Below are 19,484 nucleotides of genomic sequence, written 5' to 3' on the forward strand. Positions count from 1 at the left end.
GTTTGCTTTTTTACGCACCAACCCTCGGCCGCTCCATTGGAACGTTTCCCGTTTTGCAGCAAAAAAAGACGGGGGATTGGCGCTCTGGGAAAATCGCGATGCGGATGGAAACGTGGGCGGAAAAACGATGACCAACGGCTTCTTCATTGTTCATGATCCCTCCCTCTTCACACATAATTCTCCTCCTCCGTCCCATACTAACGGTGACAATATCCGTCAAGGAGGGACCACGATGGTCACAAAGCAACAAACAACGCTGCCCCCGCAGCACCAGACGCGCCAGCCCGGCCTGCAAACGGAGATGAACCCGCAGCCGGTCACGATCAAAGATAGTTATAAAGGAAGCGGCAAGCTCAAAAACAAAACCGCCATCATCAGCGGCGGCGACAGCGGCATCGGCCGCGCGGTCGCGGTTCATTTCGCCAAAGAAGGGGCCGATGTGGCGATTCTCTATCTCAACGAACATGAAGATGCCGACGAAACGAAACGGCTCGTCGAGCAGGAAGGAAGACGGTGTCTGGCCATTGCGGGAGACATTGGCGATGAAGCGTTTTGCAAAGAGGCGGTGAAACAGACGATCGAAGCGTTCGGCAAGCTTGACATCGTCGTCAACAACGCCGCCGAGCAGCACCCGCAGCCGAATTTTCTCAACATCACTGCCGCGCAGCTGGAAAAAACGTTTCGCACGAACGTATTCGGCTGCTTTTTCCTAACGAAAGCGGCGCTCCCACACTTAAAAAGCGGAAGCGCGATTATTAACACCGCTTCGATCACCGCCTACGAAGGAAATGAGCAGCTCATCGACTACTCGGCGACAAAAGGCGCGATCGTCGCCTTCACCCGGTCGCTCGCCAAAGCGCTCGTCGGCCAAGGCATTCGCGTCAACGGCGTCGCCCCAGGCCCGATTTGGACGCCGCTCATCCCGTCGACGTTCAAAAGCGAGCAAGTCGCCACATTCGGCGCCAACACGCCGATGAAACGTCCCGGCCAACCGTGCGAAGTCGCTCCAAGCTATGTCTTTTTAGCCAGCGAGGAGGCATCCTATATTACGGGGCAAATGATTCATGTGAATGGCGGGAAGATTGTCAATGGATAGAAAGCAGCGGAAAATGGAGCGTTCTTCAGCACCATGTAAATTTTATGTAATATTTTCTAACATGTTTGTTGAGCTGCCGGTATATAACCGCTATGATAAAAATACATGCTGCTTCTGATCCAAGTTCCTCAACCTTTTGCACATATGCGAAAGGTGCCCTCTCTTTCCTTGACTTGCAACAATTTGTTGCAAGTTTTTTTGTGTATGGCGATGATTCCGATGGCGGCAGCCTTGAAACATGTCGATGTCTCCTTCATAAATTTCATCCTTTTTTCTTCTTAATCTCATTAATGAAATACTGTTTATTAAAACACACTTTAAACGATTGAAGATAACATATTATTTCATTATTGTTGATACTTTATTTAAATATTAATATTTTAGACAAACATTTTCGAAAGCTTTTTGAACTTGTCGTACTGTAGCTTTATGCAAAAAGCCAAATCTCTTATGATAATTTACGAAGGATTTCCTGTTGGAAAGCACATGGGAGGGGAATAGTTATGAAAGCTGCTGTAGTGGAACAATTTAAGGAACCATTAAAAATAAAAGAGGTGAAAAAACCAACCATTTCATATGGAGAAGTATTAGTCCGCATTAAAGCATGCGGTGTATGCCATACGGACTTGCATGCCGCTCACGGTGATTGGCCAGTAAAACCAAAACTCCCTTTAATCCCCGGACATGAAGGAGTTGGGATTATCGAAGAAGTAGGTCCGGGCGTAACCCATTTAAAAGTGGGGGATCGCGTTGGAATTCCTTGGTTATATTCTGCTTGCGGACATTGTGAATATTGTTTAAGCGGACAAGAAACATTATGCGAGCACCAAGAAAACGCTGGCTACTCAGTCGATGGGGGGTATGCAGAATATTGTAGAGCTGCGGCAGACTATGTGGTCAAAATTCCTGACAACTTATCGTTTGAAGAAGCTGCTCCAATTTTCTGTGCCGGAGTTACTACCTATAAAGCGTTAAAAGTAACAGGTACAAAACCTGGAGAATGGGTAGCGATCTACGGTATCGGCGGCCTTGGGCACGTTGCCGTTCAATACGCTAAAGCGATGGGACTTAATGTCGTTGCAGTGGATATCGGCGATGAAAAACTTAAACTTGCAAAAGAGCTTGGCGCTGATCTTGTTGTAAACCCTATGAAAGAAGATGCGACGCAATTTATGAAAGAGAAAGTTGGCGGAGTTCACGCGGCAGTTGTAACAGCTGTATCTAAACCAGCCTTTAAATCTGCGTACAATTCTATTCGCAGAGGCGGTACGTGCGTTCTTGTCGGATTGCCGCCGGAAGAAATGCCTATTCCAATTTTTGATACCGTACTAAACGGAATTAAAATTATTGGCTCTATTGTCGGTACACGGAAGGACTTGCAAGAAGCTCTCCAATTCGCTGCGGAAGGTAAAGTAAAAACCATTATTGAAATGCAACCTCTTGAAAAAATTAATGAAGTATTTGACAGAATGCTAAAAGGTGAAATTAACGGACGGGTTGTTTTAACGTTAGAAGATCAATAAAATAATAAAACTCTTTTTTTCAACAATTAATATAATTTTACATTCGGCGTTCTGGGGCTGTCTCTTAAAGATGAGATAGCTCTTTTTTATATAATGAACTGTTCTTGTTCTTTTGTTAGATACAACCGCAATTGATAACATGTCCAATCCTCTTCCCCCATCCCCTTACTTTTTTTATGTATTTTTGGCCATTTCAAATAAGGTTACATCAACTCAAGTAAAATCCCGCCTCATCGGCATTCTTCTCTCGCTTTCGTTTTGGTTAGAAACGGGAGACTCTCTTCCAAGTTACATGAAAAAGTAAAAGAGTATAAATCATAACCAATAGTATATTTTTTGACACTATGTAAAAATAAAGTGCGTACTTCTAAAGATAAATCATACATAGTATACTCATCAGTGTGTAAGAGATAAAAACACAAAAAATACTACTACTTATACAACCAACAATAAATTTTTTGAGGGGTGAAGAATTCATGGAATTACAATTAGCATTGGATCTTGTAAACATTCCAGAAGCGAAAGAGCTGGTAAAAGAGGTCGAGGAGTATGTTGATATTGTAGAAATCGGCACTCCAGTTATTATTAATGAAGGTCTTAGAGCCGTAAAGGAAATCAAACAAGAATTCCCTCACTTAAAAGTATTGGCAGACTTAAAAATCATGGATGCAGCCGCATATGAAGTCATGAAAGCATCCGAAGCTGGTGCTGACATTATCACTATACTTGGAGTTGCTGAAGATTTGTCCATCAAAGGCGCCGTGGAAGAAGCTAAAAAACAAGGCAAAAAAATCTTGGTGGACATGATCGGGGTGAAGAATTTAGAAGAACGAGCGAAAGAAGTAGATGAGTTTGGAGTCGACTATATTTGTGTACACACAGGTTATGATCTTCAAGCAGTCGGAAAAAACTCTCTTGAAGACCTTGCAACAATCAAACGTGTCGTGAAAAACGCAAAAACTGCGATCGCAGGCGGCATTAAATTAAACACATTGCCTGAAGTCATTAAAGCAAAACCTGATCTTATCATTGTAGGTGGCGGTATTACTGGTCAAGAAGATAAACGAGCTGTAGCTGCTGAAATGAAAAAAATGATCCAACAAGGTGAATGAAATTATGCAGACTACGCAATATTTAGGTGAAATCATAAAAGAGTTAAATCGGACAGTCGATTTCATCGCTGATGAAGAAGCTGAAAAATTGGTAAATGCGATTCTCGAATCAAAGAAAATTTTTGTAGCCGGCGCAGGTAGATCTGGATTTATGTCCAAATCTTTTGCGATGCGAATGATGCACATGGGGTTAGACGCTTATGTAGTAGGCGAAACCATAACCCCTAACCTAGAACAAGATGACATTTTGATCATCGGATCGGGTTCAGGGGAAACGAGAAGTTTAGTTTCCATGGCCGAAAAAGCCAAAAGATTAGGTGCAACAATAGCGTTAGTGACCATTTCCCCTGAATCGACCATTGGACAATTAGCTGATATCACGGTCAAATTACCTGGCTCACCTAAAGACCAATCAGACAATGGATACAAAACCATACAGCCGATGGGATCACTATTTGAGCAAACCCTCTTACTATTCTATGATGCTATCATATTAAGATGTATGGAGAAAAAAGGATTGGACTCCAATACCATGTTTAAAAGACATGCCAATCTGGAATAGAGTATAAGGACTCTTGCGCAGACAATCTTAAACCATTTAAAATTTTAAACTATTCAAACTGAATTTTCAACTTAAAAACCACGGGGGAAAGGGGAAAAGACCGCAGAGCTTTCCTTAAAAAACGCTTTGCGGTCTTTTTATGAACTGATTTTTGAGCGGGAGATTGGATTCATGCCAATGCCAACCATGTGTGATCATATAGTATCAACCATTTCCAACAGTTTGATCATCATCATTCTCTGCGTATACATAAGATCGCTCTCCCTCGATCAGCGGTACCTCCATCATCACCTGCATTCTTAAAGGATGCAAATAAAATCGGTTACAGTTGGAACGATCTTTTGTCAGAACTCTTTCAAAATCGATGATCACTCCCTTAAGTAACTATGGAATTACACAACGAGAGAGGTTTAGAATGGAGATGATCATATCTTCATGTGTGAAGTTGTATCCATAAACATCTTATCTTTGAAGTCATACTTTTGGAAATGGGATAGTAAAACATATTATGTTGTTAACACTAACCTACAACGTATACGCAGAAACTAAGGGACATTGTACAACAGCAAGTACGAACTCACCTGTAAAAAGAAGGAGCTCATCCCGGGAATAACTTTTAGGATCTCTCTCCCAATTAGTCAGCGGAGATTAACCTTTCATCCAAGTACTTTAAAAAGTCTGTTGCCTGCCATAATACATCAGTAAAAGCCTGTGATAAGGTTCATTCATTAACCTTGAAGAACGCAGCTCCTTGTTGTGGGTGTCGGAAAACGGCGCCCGAACGCAAGCGCCCCCGGCGGCGGGAACACCCGCTACCGGGGGCGCGCAGCCTTTGGAGGCTATTCTTGCAGGGGAACGCAGAACTCTTCGTCGTAGTAGAGGTCCTGCCCAAGCTCCACTCGGCCGAAAAAGAGGGGCTGAGGCTCCTCGACCAGCTCCAGGCGGTAGACGGTGCTGACGTAGAAGGGGATATCGGGCTCCTTGACCGGCACCGGTGCCATGCGTGCCCAGTCTAGGGCCACAATGTCCTCCAACAGGTAGTCCTGGAAGGCGCCCAGCATGTCAGTGATGGCATAGCCCATGTCGAGAATGCCCTGCTGGATCTGCCGCCATTTCCGCCAAGAGGCCTCCAGGTAAGAGAGGCCAAAGTAGCCCGCGGCACCGGGCCCACGCAGCCCCTCTGTGCAGCGGCTTAAAAAAAGCAGGAGGCCCTTGACGGTGTCGACCGGGTCCGTGAAGAACACATCAAACTGGCCGCGGAGATGGGACGGCAATTCATCCCGCACGTCGTAGACCTCAGCGTGGACGTGGTCCCAACCACGGTCCCGAGCCACGTCGCGAATGAAGGTGATGATGCGCTCGTCCACATCCAGGACGCAGATGCGCCGCGGCAGCCCCGAGAGCGCGGCCGCAATGCTTGTAAGGTCATCATCGCCCAGTAGCAGAATGTCTCGTCCCATCAGATCTCCCTGTTGGGCCATCAGGGCCAGCCGTCGCACGGTTGTCTCGGGCGTCACGTACCCTTGATCAAAGTCGGGCGTCGCCTTGGGCCGCATGGCTGCGATATCTTGGAAAGCAGCAAGGACGCTGTCAAAAGGCGGCCTCAGAACAATGCCGCGCCCCGCGCAAGCCTCACAACGCTGTTCGGCCACCCGTTCCAGACTCAGAGTTTCCGCCTGCTGACGCCCCGCCTCGGTGATCACGAAGCGATCGCCGTCGTAGACCACCAGTTCGCCCTCCAGGAGCGACTGCAGGGCCTTCAGCACCTGGTGGGTCTGGGCTTGCGCTGCCCGCATCAGCTCCCAGTAAGATTTGGGACCGAAGTAGAGTGCACGAAGCAGAAGCGCGTCGATCCGACGGTTTTCCGCAGCAATACCTATTGTCGACATAGGTACCACTCCTTTCGCTCTAAAAGAGTAAAAGAGTAGAGACGCATTTCGCCACGACTTCCTTAGTTTTCAGCGATCGCCGAGAAAACATACGTGGTGGTTCAAACGTTTTTGGAATGTTTGTCTGTTGTCTTCTTAGTGTGGGTCTAACAAGCATCCGGCTACATGTCTTCAATGGTTTTTTCTTCGTGACCATCACGATTCCCATTCAGATCATTTTTCCATAAAACTGCTTGCGACCGCTCTAAGTCGCTGCTAGCATCAATATATACGTTTCCCGAGCATGTCTCATCAAAGCGCACTTATTTTCTCTCCACAGTGATCAACTCTTGCACGAACACAGGCAACTGGAAAAGGGCTTTGTGCATTCTCGGATGATAATAGCGGGTATCAACTTGATGGAACCTCGTCTCATCCACTTCCATAGGATCATACTTTTTAGAACCAATCGTAAAGCTCCACAACCCGCTTGGATAGGTAGGAATGCTCGCAGTATAAAGGCGCGTAATTGGGAAGAGCGAAGAGATATCCTTAAATACTCGACGAATCAGATCACGGTTAAACCAAGGAGATTCCGTTTGTGCAACCATGATTCCGTCTTCTTTTAGTGCTTCAAAAATCGATTGATAAAACGGCTTTTGGAACAAGCCAACAGCTAGTCCCACAGGCTCGGTGGAATCCACCAAAATCACATCATATTTTCCTTTGTTTTCTTCAACATGTTTAATTCCGTCAACTACTTCAATTTTGACGCGTGGATCATCTAAAGCACCCGCGATTTTGGGGAAATAAGTTTTGGAAGCTTCGATCACTTTGCCATCAATCTCTGCCAAAGTAGCTGTTTTTACCGAAGGATATTTTAAAATCTCACGAATGGCTCCCCCATCTCCACCGCCAACAACAAGCACATGTTCCGGATTAGGATGGGTATTCATCGCCACATGGGTAATCATTTCATGGTATACAAACTCATCAACATCGGTAGTCATTACCATGCCATCTAAAACAAGCATGTTGCCAAATTGGACTGTTTCAATTACATCAAGGGTTTGAAATTCCGTTTTTTCATGGTGTAAAGTACGACGAATCTTGGTTGTGATTCCATGATCGAGAGTTTGTTTTTCTGTATACCACAGTTCCATCTCCATCCTGTAAAAGTCCTCTCTCCTTTATTCGAATTTTGAAATAAGTTCTAGTTGTAATGTGCTATTAAGATAAAGCATCCTTCATCTTTCAGATATCGAATAGCATTCTTGCTGCTTTCGATAGAGAAACAATAAAGGATGCCGCTAAATCCGGAAAAATTTTTTAAGGTTTCATGAGCATTGCGTTTCTATAGGGTTTAAATCGGTAATAGTGTGACGGTATCTTTCGCTTCCAGATTTTCAATCATTTCATACCAAGAATTCGGTTTATTCGATAAGACAGAATAATAACGTTTCAAAAACTTCACAACAAGATCTGCTGGAAGTTCATTCACGCTATCGTCCATCGGAAGAAAACAAAGATCAAGACCAGTTACGGCTTCTCCATCATTGTTCCAAGATGGATGGACATAAGGGAAGTCAAGCCGCTTATATCCCAAATGAGATAATACCTCACGACGAACATATGGATCCATCGGCTTAATCCCGCCAAATTCATAATGCTCTACCCGGTAAGGATCATAAATCTCGGCGAACATGCCATATAACTGCTTTCCATTTGCTCCAGCCCAGTTGTTCAAATCCTCTAACCGCTTTTTGGCTAAAAACCGGCCGATCCCTAGTCCTGCTTGGCCGATAATGGTGAAATCTGTCATCGCGACATTTAAATCTTCATAATAGCGGTACTCAGTCGCGCCTACTACCTCTCCTTCGTGAACGGCAACACAAACACGAATTCCCGGATCTTCCAGAGGCTCTTTCCATAAATCGAATGCTAATACTTCTTCAGGAGGAAATACATTTTGCATCAATTGGTGCATTTTTTTAAACAAAGGGTCTTCAATACTCGTAATTCTGCGATATTCCATCTTCATCATTCTCCTTGTTAAGATTTTGGTCTATAAAAAGGATTTTTCCATTCCATCAGTGCTGCATAATTGCACGATTCTTCATCCTCTAAATAGTTCGCCACCACTTTAACAGGTGTACGGCCGCAACGGAGCAGGAAGGTAATAACAGGGTCCTTCAATTCGCCTTTTACTACAGCTTCGAGATATTGTTCCGCTGTCATCTCATGAGCTTTTTTATGATAGCCAGGCATTCTCCCTCCGCCTAACAGCCGTTCTAATCCCAAATGAACAACCACTTCATACATGGATAACATCAGCCATTTTCCCAGCCCTAATTTGCGGTAGGCAGGACGCACGCCAATATCAACAACATAGAGCGTATTCCCGTTTGGGTTATGGTTACGGATATATCCATTATCCGTGATCTCTTCCCATGTATGATCCGGATGGCTGGGATCAAAGTCAACAATAAGTCCCGTCATCGACCCCGCAATTTCACCATTCACCTCAACACATAAGGCTCCCTCTGGAAACAGTGTAACATGATTTTTCAGCTGTTCCGTATTCCACCATAATTCAGACGGGAATGGCGGAGGAAAACTTTCCTGTTGAATGCGGATTAAGCCAGGGAAGTCCTTTTCTTCATAATTTCGGATTACCGCTGGGACAGGACGATCTTGGTCAAAGACGTAAAACTCCTTTCGATACATTCTTCACCCTCCTCATAGAGCAGCTAGTCACATCTTATTTCCAGTCCGGATAAAGATCCGTGCGCCGATCACGCCACGTAGTGACGGAACCACTTTCGCGAACCTGATATAACAGCTCTAAATCGAGATCAGCGGTTACAATCATATCATGGTTGATTTCCCCTTCTACCAAGATGCCGCGTGGAGGAAACGGGATGTCGTTCGGTGTAATCACCGCCGCTTGCCCAAAATTTGCCCGCATAAAATCAACCGTAGGAAGGGAACCTACCGTACCAGTGGTGACGACATAGACTTGATTTTCGATTGCTCTCGCATGACTGGTGTAACGGACACGATGAAATCCGTGACGATCATCGGTGCAAGAAGGACAGAAAATGACATCAGCACCCTTGGCCTTTGCCATTCGAACAATTTCTGGAAATTCGATGTCATAGCAAGTCAACATCGCAATGGTTCCTTTGTCGGTCTCGAACACCTGCAGGCTTTCTCCAGGAGACATGTTCCATTCTTTTACTTCCGTCGGAGTGATATGAAGCTTTGGCTGTTCGGCGACTCTTCCGTCTGGATAGAATAAATGAGCCACGTTGTATAATCGTCCGCCTTTACGGATGACATGGGTTCCTCCAATAATATGCATCTTTGTTTGTTTAGCCAAATTAATAAATAAAGACCGATATTGTTCTGTAAAATCAGGAAGATCTTGAATGGTCAAAGGCTGCCCTTGCTGGTTGCCAATAGACATTAGCTGGGTGGTAAAAAATTCTGGAAACAAGACAAAATCCGCTCCAAACTCTTCCGCTGTTTTAATATAATGTTCTACTTGTTTGGCAAATTCCTCAAACGATTGGATGGTATGGAGATGATATTGAACCGCTGAAACCCTCAGTTTCATAGTATCCCCCTCTCTTGTTATCCATCTAGTAACGTTTCGCCTCAGTCATGTGGCGTTACTGATATTATTAGACACATCATTCAATTTAACAAGTACACACTTTCTTGTTACATAGTGTGAAAAAGTATACTAAAAGAGGATAAACGAAAAAGGAGAATAAAAAAAGAAGTCTGCAGAAACGATGAGGGATCTAATGATGGAGATAATGTTTTGTGAGCTGCAACCACTCTTAACCTACTGCCGCTTCTATGGGAATCCCCCGCACATTAGAAGCAGGAGTCTTCTCTCCTTAACTTATGTAAATGAATCCCCTACTGACGAAATTTCAGGAGAGTTTCTGTCAGACCGGTCTCACATCCAAACAGTCATCAACGTACATACAGAAAAACCAACGGACAGCGGATCTTTCATAAAAGATTGTTGTCCGTTGGTTTTAACTTGCATCTTAATGAGCGTATATTTTCTATAAAATTTTTCCTGCCAGTAATAAGGCAAGCAGGGAGTTTGCGAAGCTTTAACGGAGGAAGAGCTTTTCTATTTGGCGGCCTCATTGATTTTTACTTGACCTTTTACGACCGTCTCCATATAGTTTTTGCCCCATTCATACATGGCATCAAGAATTGGCATCAGGCTTTTTCCATGCTCGGTCAGTGAATATTCCACTTTTGGCGGAACAACAGGATAGACTTCGCGATGAACAATTTGATCTTGCTCCAGCTCTCGCAACTGGTTAACCAGCATTCTTTGGGTGATCCCCGGCATGAGAGCTTTTAGTTCGCTAAACCGCTTCTTTCCCCCTTTTCCTAGATGCCATAAAATAAGCATTTTCCATTTACCGCCAATAACAGCGAGTGTTAATTCTTTTTCACAGTTATACGTCTTGCCACAAACGTGTCCCATCGTTTCACCCCCCATGCTGATTATAACCTATAGTATACTCTCTGTCACTTTATGATAATAAAGCGAGTCAGTCAAGACTTTGTGGAGAACATTTTTTCGGTTCACTACGGGCGTTGTCAATCACTAGTTAGCGAACCATTTTCAGGAATTAATATCGTAAGCGCTTTCGGACTCTCATCCCTCATCTTGAGGCGATGATACGATATTCCATTTTTTTACACCCAACCACCATCCCGGAGCGCCGACAACGCTTGATGGATCGGCGTCCCGGATGACCGCTGCAGACACGGTAGATTCTGACGCACCACATCTGCCCATAACCGTCCGGCCTTCCGTTTGGCCTGTTCGATCCGCTTGGACTTTGTTGAGGCCGAGACGGCCGACTGGGGCTCTTGCTCCTCCCACCGTCCCTTTCTCCACCCGATCCCGTCGATTCGGGCCGCCATCGCCCTCAGAAACGCCCGAAGCCCTTGGTCTTTCCAGCTGCGGCGGGATTTCACCCGATGCGCAAACCGGCTCATCACGCTCTCGGCGTGGCCCATCGGACGCATGCCGGTCGTCTCCACCCCTTGCTCCGACAGCCACTCCCGGTAGTCCCGGATGCATCCCGGCATCGACTCGATCCGGCGAATCAAGGCGGCCAGCTGTTGTTCTTTGCCTTCGTCCCCCAACGTGCCGACCGCGCTGTTCAGCTCGACCAAAAGTCCTTCTTCGTCTTGTTTCGCCAGCTTCCTCCGCACCTCCCGCCAACGCGGATGGCCGGAGAGGCATTGGCGCAGCTCCCGCGCCACATGAAATCGATCCAACTGAAAGCAGGCTCGCTTTCCAAAATACTCCCAGCAGGCCGTGATCCATGGCGCCGCGTCGCCGTTGATGATCAACAGGTCCCGGCACGGGTCATAGGCATATTCCTTCATCAGCCACTCTTCAAACCGTTCCCACACGTCTCCCTCCCCTTCATGGAGGCAGCAGCGCCGGTTCACGAGCTCGAGCTGCGAACCGTTTCGTTTCCATCCCTCGTGAATCGCCAGGATTTTCTCTTCTTTCGCTCGTTTCCCTTTCCCCTGGCGGGAAACAGAGTCCATCCGCCTCGACAAACAGCACTCGGCCGTGCCGTTGAGAAACAGGGCGATGCAGCGAGACAGGGGCCTCGAGCACCAACTGGCGAATCGCCTCATGGCTGAGGACCGCATACCCCACGATCGACTCGAGTGTGCGAGCTGCTTTGCGGTAGGAAGAGCACTCCACGGCCAACTCGACCGCCGTTTCCTCGAGGCACGGACTGATCGACTGCGCTCCATCAAAGCCCAGTTCGGCATCCAGCAAGAAGGTATAGGCCCCCGCCTGCCGATCATAGTAGTAGTTCCGTCGAAACGTCACTTCTCCAAACAGCGTTTGGATCGTGGTCGGCCGTTTATCTTTCAGCTGATACCGCCGCTTGTCCCGCGCTTCCGCCAGTTGTTGATCAATCTCCTCCAAAAGGGCCGCCAACAAGACAGCGAACACCTTTTGAAGAGTTCTTACTAATTGCTCCTCCAGCTCTTTTAATAAAAGCCATTCTGTGGTAAGATGTTTCATGGACTCTCTCCCTCCTGTTTTCGGTTGGTTTGCCAATCACCATCATAGCAGGGAGAGAGTCCTTTTTTCACGACATTTGCTTTTTCTACCGCGCTTCGCTTGGTGGCCCCGACGAGCGTCGCGAACAAAAGTTCGCAACCCTCGTCGGGGATCATTTCGGAATGTCACCCACAAATATTTTACTCACACTAATAAAGCACATACCCACAAATAAATGTTATACATATTTATTCTCACACATAGCAGACCCCATTCATTCCTTCTGGATGGTAAAGGCCTTTTCATGATTCATCCCGTTCATTGTATCTACAATACCTTTTATATCATTAAGTATATTTTTTTGCACTATATTATATTTTTATCACTACATGATAATAAAGTGCGTACTTCTCAATAAATTTTATACGCATTATACTAGCATCTGTGAACCAAATCATGAGCACTGAGCGGCATGAATCGTTTTGCTATTCCACGCGATATTTATCTCGGAGAGAATGCTCTCGCTGCTTTAAAAACGCTGGAAGGAACAAAAGCTGCCCTCATCATTGGCGGCGCCGTCAAGAAAAACAGTTTTTAGTGGACGATTTGGTTGAGCTTTCATGAACGAAAAAATACAAGAACAAGACTTTCTCCCTGAAATGTGCATTATTCATAAAAATACCAATTCGCGCAATGTAGTAAACGTATCTGCTTTTGAAAAATGATTCGAAAAGACAGGGGGGAATCACATTGGATTCGATGACCTTTGTCTTGTTTGGGGCTACAGGTGATTTAGCGAAACGAAAAATTTTCCCTGCATTATATAATTTATTTCTCGATCAAAAAATGCCTCAGCCATTTTCCATTATTGGCGTAAGTGTTTATTGCAAAATAAAAATGCAGAGATCTGCAGAGAATTTGGCTTAGGCCAACTTTACATGGAGAGGGGGGCGTGATAGCCTTTTTAGGCATAGCCAGCCCTTGATATTGCTGGCTTCCTGGCTTTTTCATCACGCCCCCAGAGGCTCCATGTCAAGTTGTAATTCTCTGCACTTTTCGTTGCGAAACTCTGTATTTTTTCTTTGCAGAAAACACGTAAGCAAAAGAGAATTATCCGATGATGAATTTCAAATATATGTGGAAAATTCGATCAAAACCTTTTCCAGACGTTTGACAAATGACCGTTCCAAAATGAAAGAGTTTCTCCGTGCGTTTCGTTATACCTCTTTAGATGTAACGAATGCACAAGGGTATAAAAAGTTGCTTGAAATGGTTCAACAACGTGAAAAAGAATTGAATATTCCTGAAAACCGTATGTTTTATTTATCGGTTGCGCCGGAATTTTTTGATGTGATCGCGTCGAACATCAAAGAAAGTGGATTAGGATCCGCCAAGGGATGGAAACGTCTGATTATCGAAAAACCGTTTGGGCGCGATATAAAATCGGCCCAAAATTTAAACGAAAAGTTAAGCCAAGCTTTCGCAGAAGACGAAATTTATCGGGTAGATCATTACCTTGGAAAGCCGATGGTCCAAAACCTTGAAGTTTTAAAATTTGCCAACCCTGTGTTTCAGGCAATATGGAACAATCAATATATAGCCAATGTGCAAATTACGGCAAGTGAGACGGTTGGAGTAGAACAAAGAGCAAGCTATTATGATCAGGCAGGAGCCATTCGCGACATGTTTCAAAACCATATGCTGCAATTGTTGATGATGACAGCCATGCACCTGCCAAAACAGATTAGCGCAAAAGACATCCGTAATGAGAAAAGAAAAATCATGGAATCTCTTCGGCCAATACAGAAAGAAGAAGTAGGCTTGCACGTCGTTCGCGGCCAATACGGTCCTGGAGAAATCAATGGCAAACCAGTTGTTGGATATAAAGAAGAACCTGGAATCGATGCTTCTTCAACAACAGAGACATTTGTTGCTGCTCGTTTGTGGATTGATGATGAAAATTGGAGCGGAGTGCCATTCTATATCCGTACAGGTAAAAGAATGAAGGAAAAGTCCACACGCATTGTGATTGAATTCAAAAATCCGCTAAAGGAATGGTATTTACCGAAAAATGAGGAAACAGCTCCTAATCTTTTGGTGATTCAAATCAATCCGAACGAAGGCGTTTCGCTGCAATTCAATAGTAAAAATGTATTCCTCAATGGAAAGATGGAACCTGTCCGTATGCACTTTGCGACTAATCAGAAAGAGACGCCCGAAGCCTATGAACTCTTAATTTTTGACGCTTTGCATGGCGATTCGACTTTCTTTGCCCATTGGAAGGAAGTTGAACTATCTTGGAAATGGGTGCAGCCTGTTTTAGAGGCGTTTGCGGAAAATCTCCTTCCTCTTCACTCATATCGTTCAGGCTCGATGGGACCAGATGCTTCTTATCAATTATTGAAAGAAGACGGATTTTATTGGCGATAGGTAAGCACTTCATAATTCTAGATGAAGTTGTCAATATATGAAATAGGAATATATTATTTTACCAGCAAGTCTTCTTTGGATCAAGATATTTTTAGGAGGTAGTCAGCATGAGAGTCGGTTTAATCGGTTTAGGAAAAATGGGGTTAAACTTAGGTAAAAATCTCATTGACCATAAGCACGAAGTAGTGGCATTCGATATAAACGCAAATGCGGTTGAAGAAATAAAAAAATACGGGGCCAAAGGCGCATCCAGTTTAAAGGAACTCGTTCGATCATTAGAAACCCCTAGAATTCTTTGGCTGATGGTTCCACACACCGTTGTTGATTCGGTGATTAATGAAATTACACCATTTTTAAGCAAAGGCGACATTGTAATTGATGGGGGCAATTCTAACTATAAAGAATCGATTCGGCGTTATAACGAGCTAAAGGAGATGGGAATTCACTTTATGGATGCTGGAACCTCTGGCGGGGTGGAAGGCGCTCGCAACGGAGCGTGTTACATGGTTGGAGGGGATTCTGAAGCTTGGAACATTGTCGAGCCTCTTTTCCGAGATACCGCTGTAGAAAATGGGTATTTATATACAGGAAAAGCAGGTAGCGGACATTTCTTAAAAATGGTCCACAATGGGATTGAATATGGAATGATGGCTGCCATTGGCGAAGGATTCGAAATATTAGAGAAAAGCGAATTCAATTATGACTATGAAAAAGTAGCAAGAGTGTGGAATAATGGTTCGGTTATTCGTTCATGGCTCATGGAATTAACCGAACGCGCATTTTCAAAAGATGCAAAATTAGAGGAAATCAAAGGAATTATGCATTCTTCCGGCGAAGGGAAATGGACGGTCGAAACAGCTTTAGATCTGCAAACTGCCACTCCTGTCATCGCCATGGCCTTATTGATGCGGTATCGTTCATTAGAAAACGATACATTTACAGGCAAAGTGGTAGCCGCCCTCCGCAACGAATTTGGCGGACATGCTGTAGAAAAAAATGAGAAGAAATAAACCGTTTTGGCAAACCGGGGTTTGAAGATGAAAAAGCAGCTCTCATGAAACGGTTATCTAAATAACGTTTTCTTGCCTGTTAGCGATCAGCTATCTTAAAATGCGGCTCTACATCCAAACTACCTGTTTTCCTGAACTCTACAGGAGACAGGTAGTTTCATTTTTCCTGAATTTGATGATAATCTTTTTTCGCATGCAGACCGTTTTCAGCTACGATCAGAAACTTCCAAACTATCGGTTCATGGTAAACGAACTTCCCATAAAAAAAGCCGACTCCAAACGATCACATGCAAGGTGACCGCTTGTGTCAGCTTTTTATTTCCGATAATAATCACATGAAAACCGTTTGACGATTCGGTGTGGAATAATGATTCGTTTTACCGGTTCGTTCGGGTTGGCGATTTTTTCGATTAAACTTTTCGTCGCTTCATAGCCGAGCTGGAAAATTCTTAACATAATGTCAACAATACAGGAGAAATTGATGACATTTGGAATTTCATATTTATCGAAAGTTCCTTACTTATTTATCACTATCTCTACATTAATCTCGCATTTTACGGGCTGATCCTCCAAAGTAAACGCCAAACAACCTTCTTCTTGCTTGATAGAATGTACAGATTTCCCGTTCATTCTTACCTCGGAAGCGGTGACACCTGGTATCAGAATGTGGTAGGTCCGTTGTTCAACCGACTCAGGATAGGAACCAGTTCCTGCTCCAATATTTACAATTATCTTGCCGTCCAAGTTCTTCTGACTGAACAACATAGTGCGGTATTCTCCCCGTTTATAAGCTGTTGTCTTTCCATCATCTTCATATAGCAGGAACTCACCATTCCGACCGGGATAGACGATAATGGTCATCTTATCCCATGATCGTTCCTCTGCATGTTGCATTACAGGCAATGTAGGGATGATCGACCCCGCTTTGGCATAGATAGGAATACGATCCAGAGGCGCATCAGCTTCGATCGTTCTCCCCCCCTCAACCGACTGCCACGTCCAAACATCATACCAAAGACCTTCTGGCAGGTAAACCTTGCGGGATGTTGCTCCTTCTTCCAAAACGGGAGCCACCAGCAAATTGGATCCAAAGAAGAATTGATCACAGATCTCGGTACAATTGAGATCCTCCGGCACCTCCATAACCATTGGACGCATGTAAGGTATCCCGGTGCGATAGGTTTCAAATGCACAGGAATAGATGTAAGGCAGAAAGCGGTAACGCCACTCGATGAAATTCTTTACGATTTTTTCCGTTTCTTCACCAAAAGCCCAAGGCTCACGATTTTGATGAGCACCATGGGGGCGCATGATAGGGGTAAAGGCTCCAAATTGTATCCAGCGCACATAGAGTTCAGGTGACGGTTCATTCCCTTTAAATCCACCGATGTCGCTGTTCCAGAGTGGGAGGCCGACAAGGCTCATGCTTAAAGCTACAGACAGTTGCTTCTTCAAGTCGGTCCAAGTGCTCTCCACATCGCCGGACCAGACCCCCACGCCATAACGCTGACTGCCTGCCCATCCCGAGCGACTCATGATAAACAGTCGGCGCTCTGGACAGTTTTGTTCATGCGCCAAGGCCAATGATTTATGCATTTCCAAGGCAAAAATGTTATGGACCTTTTGAGCAGGGCCGTCGTGATGGACCATATCCGGGAAGTGAACCTCCGGCTCGTTCAAGTCGGTCCACCAACCCTCTATACCCATCTCAATCAATTCCTTGTGTTGGTCGGCCCACCACTGTTTGGCAAGCGGATCTGTGAAATCAACCAACGCCGATTCTCCTGCCCAAAATGGGAATAGATAGGTTTCTCCATTTTGCTTTTTGGCAAATACTTTAATCCTGTCTCCTTCTGGGAACAAACGGCTTTCTTTTGTCACATAAGGCTCTTCAATTACGATGGGATGAAACCCTTTGCCGCGCAATCCCGCAATCATCTTTTCCGGCTGCGGGAAGGCGATACGGTCAAAGCACATATCCCCCATCTTCTTAAACCAGTAGAGATCTAGAATGATTGAATCGCACGGAATCCGTTTTTGACGGAAAGTTTCTGCCAATTCCTCCACTTCCTGACGACTCTTGTATCCAAATTTGGACTGCAAATAACCAAAAGTCCAGAGTGGAGGAATCTCCGGGCGACCCGTCAATTCCACATACTGACTGACCAAATCTTTCAGCTCTTGCCCCAAGAATAGATAATAGGTGATCGTCCCACCCTCGGCTTCATAGAACCAGATATCTTCCTTCTCCACACCGAAATCAAAACGGGCGACCCAAGGATTATCAACGAAGAGACCGTACCCCTCTGAACTGTAGATAACTGGTATCATCAATCGTGAAGGCGAAGGCAGATGTTTGTTCCAGATCGGTCGGATTGTACCACGGTGATTGAGGCGAACATCATCCTGATTGAGATCTGATTCCCCCAACCCGTAGATGCGTTCGTCACCGGAAAATTGAAAGGAAATGCGGCTCTTCCAACCGTCAAACTGATACGCCGCAGTATCAGCGCTTCTCGTTACCTCCCGGCCTGTTTCATTAAAAAAGCGAATTCCGAAGGGCACTTTGGAAATTACCGCTCTCCCCTTCGGGATGGAAACAGTAATCTCATTTTCTCTCTCTTCCGCCTGAAGCGGAAGAAACTCTTTTAGCAGAACCGAATAGGAAGGTTCCGGAACCTCTTCGCTCCAATCGGTCACTTTCAGGAACTGGACCTGGACGGTTCCTTCCTGTGGGGAGCGAATCAGAACCTTGGCTTGAAATGCATAGTACAGTTCAACTGCTGTTTCCGTAATGGTAACTTCTCTTAAATCGGTTAATGTATGCATGATGACGACTCCTTTTTTTAAACTAAAATCACATCCTCATAAACATCCAGCTGGATCAGATATTATTCTTTTACTCAATGCTCTGCACCTCATCTCCGTACTTCGATTACCCCTTGTTTGCACCTGCGCTTAAGCCTGCAATAATGTATTTTTGCAGTAACAAGAACAGAATAGTGATCGGGATCGCTACAATAATGGCTCCTGCCGCAAAAGTTGTAAATTCAGTATTTCCGCGACCGGTAACCATCTCAAACAACCCAATTGCTAGAGTTTTATTTTCGTTGGAGCGTAGAACCAATCGGGCGAAAATAAAATCCATCCATGGCCCGATAAAATTGTTAATCGCAATAAAGGTTAAAATAGGCACTGACAGAGGCATCATCACTTTGAAAAAGATGGTGGTGTGGGATGCACCGTCGATTTTAGCTGCTTCCTCCAAGCTTCTTGGCAATCCATCAAAATATCCTTTGACCAGCCATGCTCCAAATGGTATAGAACCGCCTGCATATACAAGAATCAATCCCCACAAATTGTCCAATAGGCCAATCTGGAGAAGAAGAATATATATAGCAATCATTCCCATAAAGCTAGGAAACATCTGCAGAATCAGCATCGCCATCAAACCTTGGCGGCGGCCAGGAAATCGAAAACGTGAGAAAGCATAAGCCGATGACACGATTAAAAACGTGGACAAGATCATATTCATCGTTGCAACGAATAAAGTATTTTTAAACCATTTGACATAATCAGTTTCATACCATAGATGTGTGTAATGCTTCATTGTAATTTTCTCAGGCATAAGAGTTGAACTATACAATGTGTCTCCTGGATTTAACGCCCCAATGAAAATCCAGACGATTGGATACAAAACCAAAATAGCTGAAATGATCAGAAAAGCATAGATTAGAACGGTAACCACAGCTTCCTTGAACTTTGCACCGGACAATTTTTTTGTACGTAATGGTTTTGCACTCATCT

The 19,484-nt window shown here is 44.8% G+C and carries 16 protein-coding genes and 3 pseudogenes; 8 read left to right on the forward strand and 11 right to left on the reverse strand.

Annotation, left to right across the window (positions count from 1 at the left end):
• Positions 1-10: 10 nt before the first annotated feature.
• On the reverse strand, positions 11-154 hold the full coding sequence (locus B9L21_RS17725; RefSeq protein ID WP_156485826.1) for a hypothetical protein: 144 nt from the start codon (positions 152-154) through the stop codon (positions 11-13).
• Between the two features lie 78 nt (positions 155-232).
• On the opposite strand from B9L21_RS17725, the gene B9L21_RS12275 reads away from it, so the two are divergent.
• From B9L21_RS12275 to hxlB, 4 genes are all read left to right on the forward strand, one after another.
• Complete coding sequence (locus B9L21_RS12275; RefSeq protein ID WP_033010560.1) at positions 233-1,096, forward strand: SDR family oxidoreductase; 864 nt, start codon at positions 233-235, stop codon at positions 1,094-1,096.
• Positions 1,097-1,599: 503 nt separating this feature from the next.
• Positions 1,600-2,619: an alcohol dehydrogenase AdhP gene (adhP, locus tag B9L21_RS12280; RefSeq protein ID WP_063166599.1), complete on the forward strand. Its 1,020-nt coding sequence runs from the start codon at positions 1,600-1,602 to the stop codon at positions 2,617-2,619.
• A 476-nt stretch (positions 2,620-3,095) separates the two neighbouring features.
• Positions 3,096-3,731 carry a 3-hexulose-6-phosphate synthase gene (gene hxlA, locus B9L21_RS12285; protein WP_033010879.1) on the forward strand — a complete coding sequence of 212 codons (636 nt, stop codon included), beginning with the start codon at positions 3,096-3,098 and terminating at the stop codon, positions 3,729-3,731.
• 4 nt (positions 3,732-3,735) lie between these two features.
• Complete coding sequence (gene hxlB / locus B9L21_RS12290) at positions 3,736-4,293, forward strand: 6-phospho-3-hexuloisomerase (protein WP_033010876.1); 558 nt, start codon at positions 3,736-3,738, stop codon at positions 4,291-4,293.
• Positions 4,294-5,132: 839 nt separating this feature from the next.
• On the opposite strand, the gene B9L21_RS12295 is transcribed toward hxlB, so the two are convergent.
• The 7 genes and pseudogenes from B9L21_RS12295 to B9L21_RS12325 all read right to left on the reverse strand — a co-directional run bounded on the left by B9L21_RS12295 (position 5,133) and on the right by B9L21_RS12325 (position 12,258).
• Positions 5,133-6,182, reverse strand: a complete 1,050-nt coding sequence (locus tag B9L21_RS12295) for a bis-aminopropyl spermidine synthase family protein (RefSeq protein ID WP_063166600.1) — start codon at positions 6,180-6,182, stop codon at positions 5,133-5,135.
• 302 nt (positions 6,183-6,484) lie between these two features.
• On the reverse strand, positions 6,485-7,324 hold the full coding sequence (gene speE, locus B9L21_RS12300) for a polyamine aminopropyltransferase (RefSeq protein ID WP_063167404.1): 840 nt from the start codon (positions 7,322-7,324) through the stop codon (positions 6,485-6,487).
• 200 nt (positions 7,325-7,524) lie between these two features.
• A complete protein-coding gene (locus B9L21_RS12305) occupies positions 7,525-8,196 on the reverse strand; it encodes a hypothetical protein (RefSeq protein WP_063166601.1) in 672 nt (223 codons plus the stop codon).
• A gap of 17 nt (positions 8,197-8,213) precedes the next feature.
• Complete coding sequence (locus B9L21_RS12310) at positions 8,214-8,888, reverse strand: GNAT family N-acetyltransferase (RefSeq protein ID WP_033010867.1); 675 nt, start codon at positions 8,886-8,888, stop codon at positions 8,214-8,216.
• Positions 8,889-8,922: 34 nt separating this feature from the next.
• Positions 8,923-9,780 (reverse strand): carbon-nitrogen hydrolase family protein, encoded by an 858-nt coding sequence (locus B9L21_RS12315; protein ID WP_033010864.1) that lies wholly within the window; start codon positions 9,778-9,780, stop codon positions 8,923-8,925.
• Positions 9,781-10,314: 534 nt separating this feature from the next.
• Positions 10,315-10,680 (reverse strand): winged helix-turn-helix transcriptional regulator, encoded by a 366-nt coding sequence (locus tag B9L21_RS12320; RefSeq protein ID WP_003252445.1) that lies wholly within the window; start codon positions 10,678-10,680, stop codon positions 10,315-10,317.
• A gap of 215 nt (positions 10,681-10,895) precedes the next feature.
• Positions 10,896-12,258 (reverse strand): annotated as a pseudogene (locus tag B9L21_RS12325) (ISLre2 family transposase).
• 451 nt (positions 12,259-12,709) lie between these two features.
• Here B9L21_RS12325 and B9L21_RS18110 point away from each other — a divergent pair.
• The 4 genes and pseudogenes from B9L21_RS18110 (at position 12,710) to gnd (ending at position 15,677) form a co-directional block, all read left to right on the forward strand.
• Complete coding sequence (locus B9L21_RS18110) at positions 12,710-12,835, forward strand: hypothetical protein (protein WP_257722310.1); 126 nt, start codon at positions 12,710-12,712, stop codon at positions 12,833-12,835.
• A gap of 152 nt (positions 12,836-12,987) precedes the next feature.
• Positions 12,988-13,110: pseudogene (locus B9L21_RS12335) on the forward strand (hypothetical protein); the annotation flags it as partial.
• 186 nt (positions 13,111-13,296) lie between these two features.
• The gene (zwf, locus tag B9L21_RS12340) at positions 13,297-14,667 is read left to right on the forward strand and encodes a glucose-6-phosphate dehydrogenase (protein WP_413229276.1); all 1,371 of its coding nucleotides are present in this window, start codon (positions 13,297-13,299) and stop codon (positions 14,665-14,667) included.
• Positions 14,668-14,774: 107 nt separating this feature from the next.
• Positions 14,775-15,677, forward strand: a complete 903-nt coding sequence (gene gnd / locus B9L21_RS12345; protein WP_063166603.1) for a phosphogluconate dehydrogenase (NAD(+)-dependent, decarboxylating) — start codon at positions 14,775-14,777, stop codon at positions 15,675-15,677.
• Positions 15,678-15,992: 315 nt separating this feature from the next.
• Here gnd and B9L21_RS17380 read toward each other — a convergent pair.
• From B9L21_RS17380 to B9L21_RS12355, 3 genes and pseudogenes are all read right to left on the reverse strand, one after another.
• A pseudogene (locus B9L21_RS17380) lies at positions 15,993-16,127 on the reverse strand (LacI family transcriptional regulator); the annotation flags it as partial.
• Positions 16,128-16,193: 66 nt separating this feature from the next.
• Positions 16,194-18,506: a TIM-barrel domain-containing protein gene (locus B9L21_RS12350; protein WP_063166604.1), complete on the reverse strand. Its 2,313-nt coding sequence runs from the start codon at positions 18,504-18,506 to the stop codon at positions 16,194-16,196.
• Between the two features lie 106 nt (positions 18,507-18,612).
• Positions 18,613-19,482, reverse strand: coding sequence for a sugar ABC transporter permease (locus tag B9L21_RS12355; protein ID WP_012749396.1), 870 nt, complete (start codon positions 19,480-19,482; stop codon positions 18,613-18,615).
• Positions 19,483-19,484: the final 2 nt, after the last annotated feature.

The organism is Geobacillus uzenensis, from assembly GCF_002217665.1.
Classification (GTDB): Bacteria; Bacillota; Bacilli; order Bacillales; family Anoxybacillaceae; genus Geobacillus; species Geobacillus subterraneus.

Coding starts and splice junctions, on each gene's coding strand:
- B9L21_RS17725 (WP_156485826.1), bottom strand. CDS start 154: ATGAACAATGAAGAAGCCGTTGGTCATCGTTTTTCCGCCCACGTTTCC.
- B9L21_RS12275 (WP_033010560.1), top strand. CDS start 233: ATGGTCACAAAGCAACAAACAACGCTGCCCCCGCAGCACCAGACGCGC.
- adhP (WP_063166599.1), top strand. CDS start 1,600: ATGAAAGCTGCTGTAGTGGAACAATTTAAGGAACCATTAAAAATAAAA.
- hxlA (WP_033010879.1), top strand. CDS start 3,096: ATGGAATTACAATTAGCATTGGATCTTGTAAACATTCCAGAAGCGAAA.
- hxlB (WP_033010876.1), top strand. CDS start 3,736: ATGCAGACTACGCAATATTTAGGTGAAATCATAAAAGAGTTAAATCGG.
- B9L21_RS12295 (WP_063166600.1), bottom strand. CDS start 6,182: ATGTCGACAATAGGTATTGCTGCGGAAAACCGTCGGATCGACGCGCTT.
- speE (WP_063167404.1), bottom strand. CDS start 7,324: ATGGAACTGTGGTATACAGAAAAACAAACTCTCGATCATGGAATCACA.
- B9L21_RS12305 (WP_063166601.1), bottom strand. CDS start 8,196: ATGGAATATCGCAGAATTACGAGTATTGAAGACCCTTTGTTTAAAAAA.
- B9L21_RS12310 (WP_033010867.1), bottom strand. CDS start 8,888: ATGTATCGAAAGGAGTTTTACGTCTTTGACCAAGATCGTCCTGTCCCA.
- B9L21_RS12315 (WP_033010864.1), bottom strand. CDS start 9,780: ATGAAACTGAGGGTTTCAGCGGTTCAATATCATCTCCATACCATCCAA.
- B9L21_RS12320 (WP_003252445.1), bottom strand. CDS start 10,680: ATGGGACACGTTTGTGGCAAGACGTATAACTGTGAAAAAGAATTAACA.
- B9L21_RS18110 (WP_257722310.1), top strand. CDS start 12,710: ATGAATCGTTTTGCTATTCCACGCGATATTTATCTCGGAGAGAATGCT.
- gnd (WP_063166603.1), top strand. CDS start 14,775: ATGAGAGTCGGTTTAATCGGTTTAGGAAAAATGGGGTTAAACTTAGGT.
- B9L21_RS12350 (WP_063166604.1), bottom strand. CDS start 18,506: ATGCATACATTAACCGATTTAAGAGAAGTTACCATTACGGAAACAGCA.
- B9L21_RS12355 (WP_012749396.1), bottom strand. CDS start 19,482: ATGAGTGCAAAACCATTACGTACAAAAAAATTGTCCGGTGCAAAGTTC.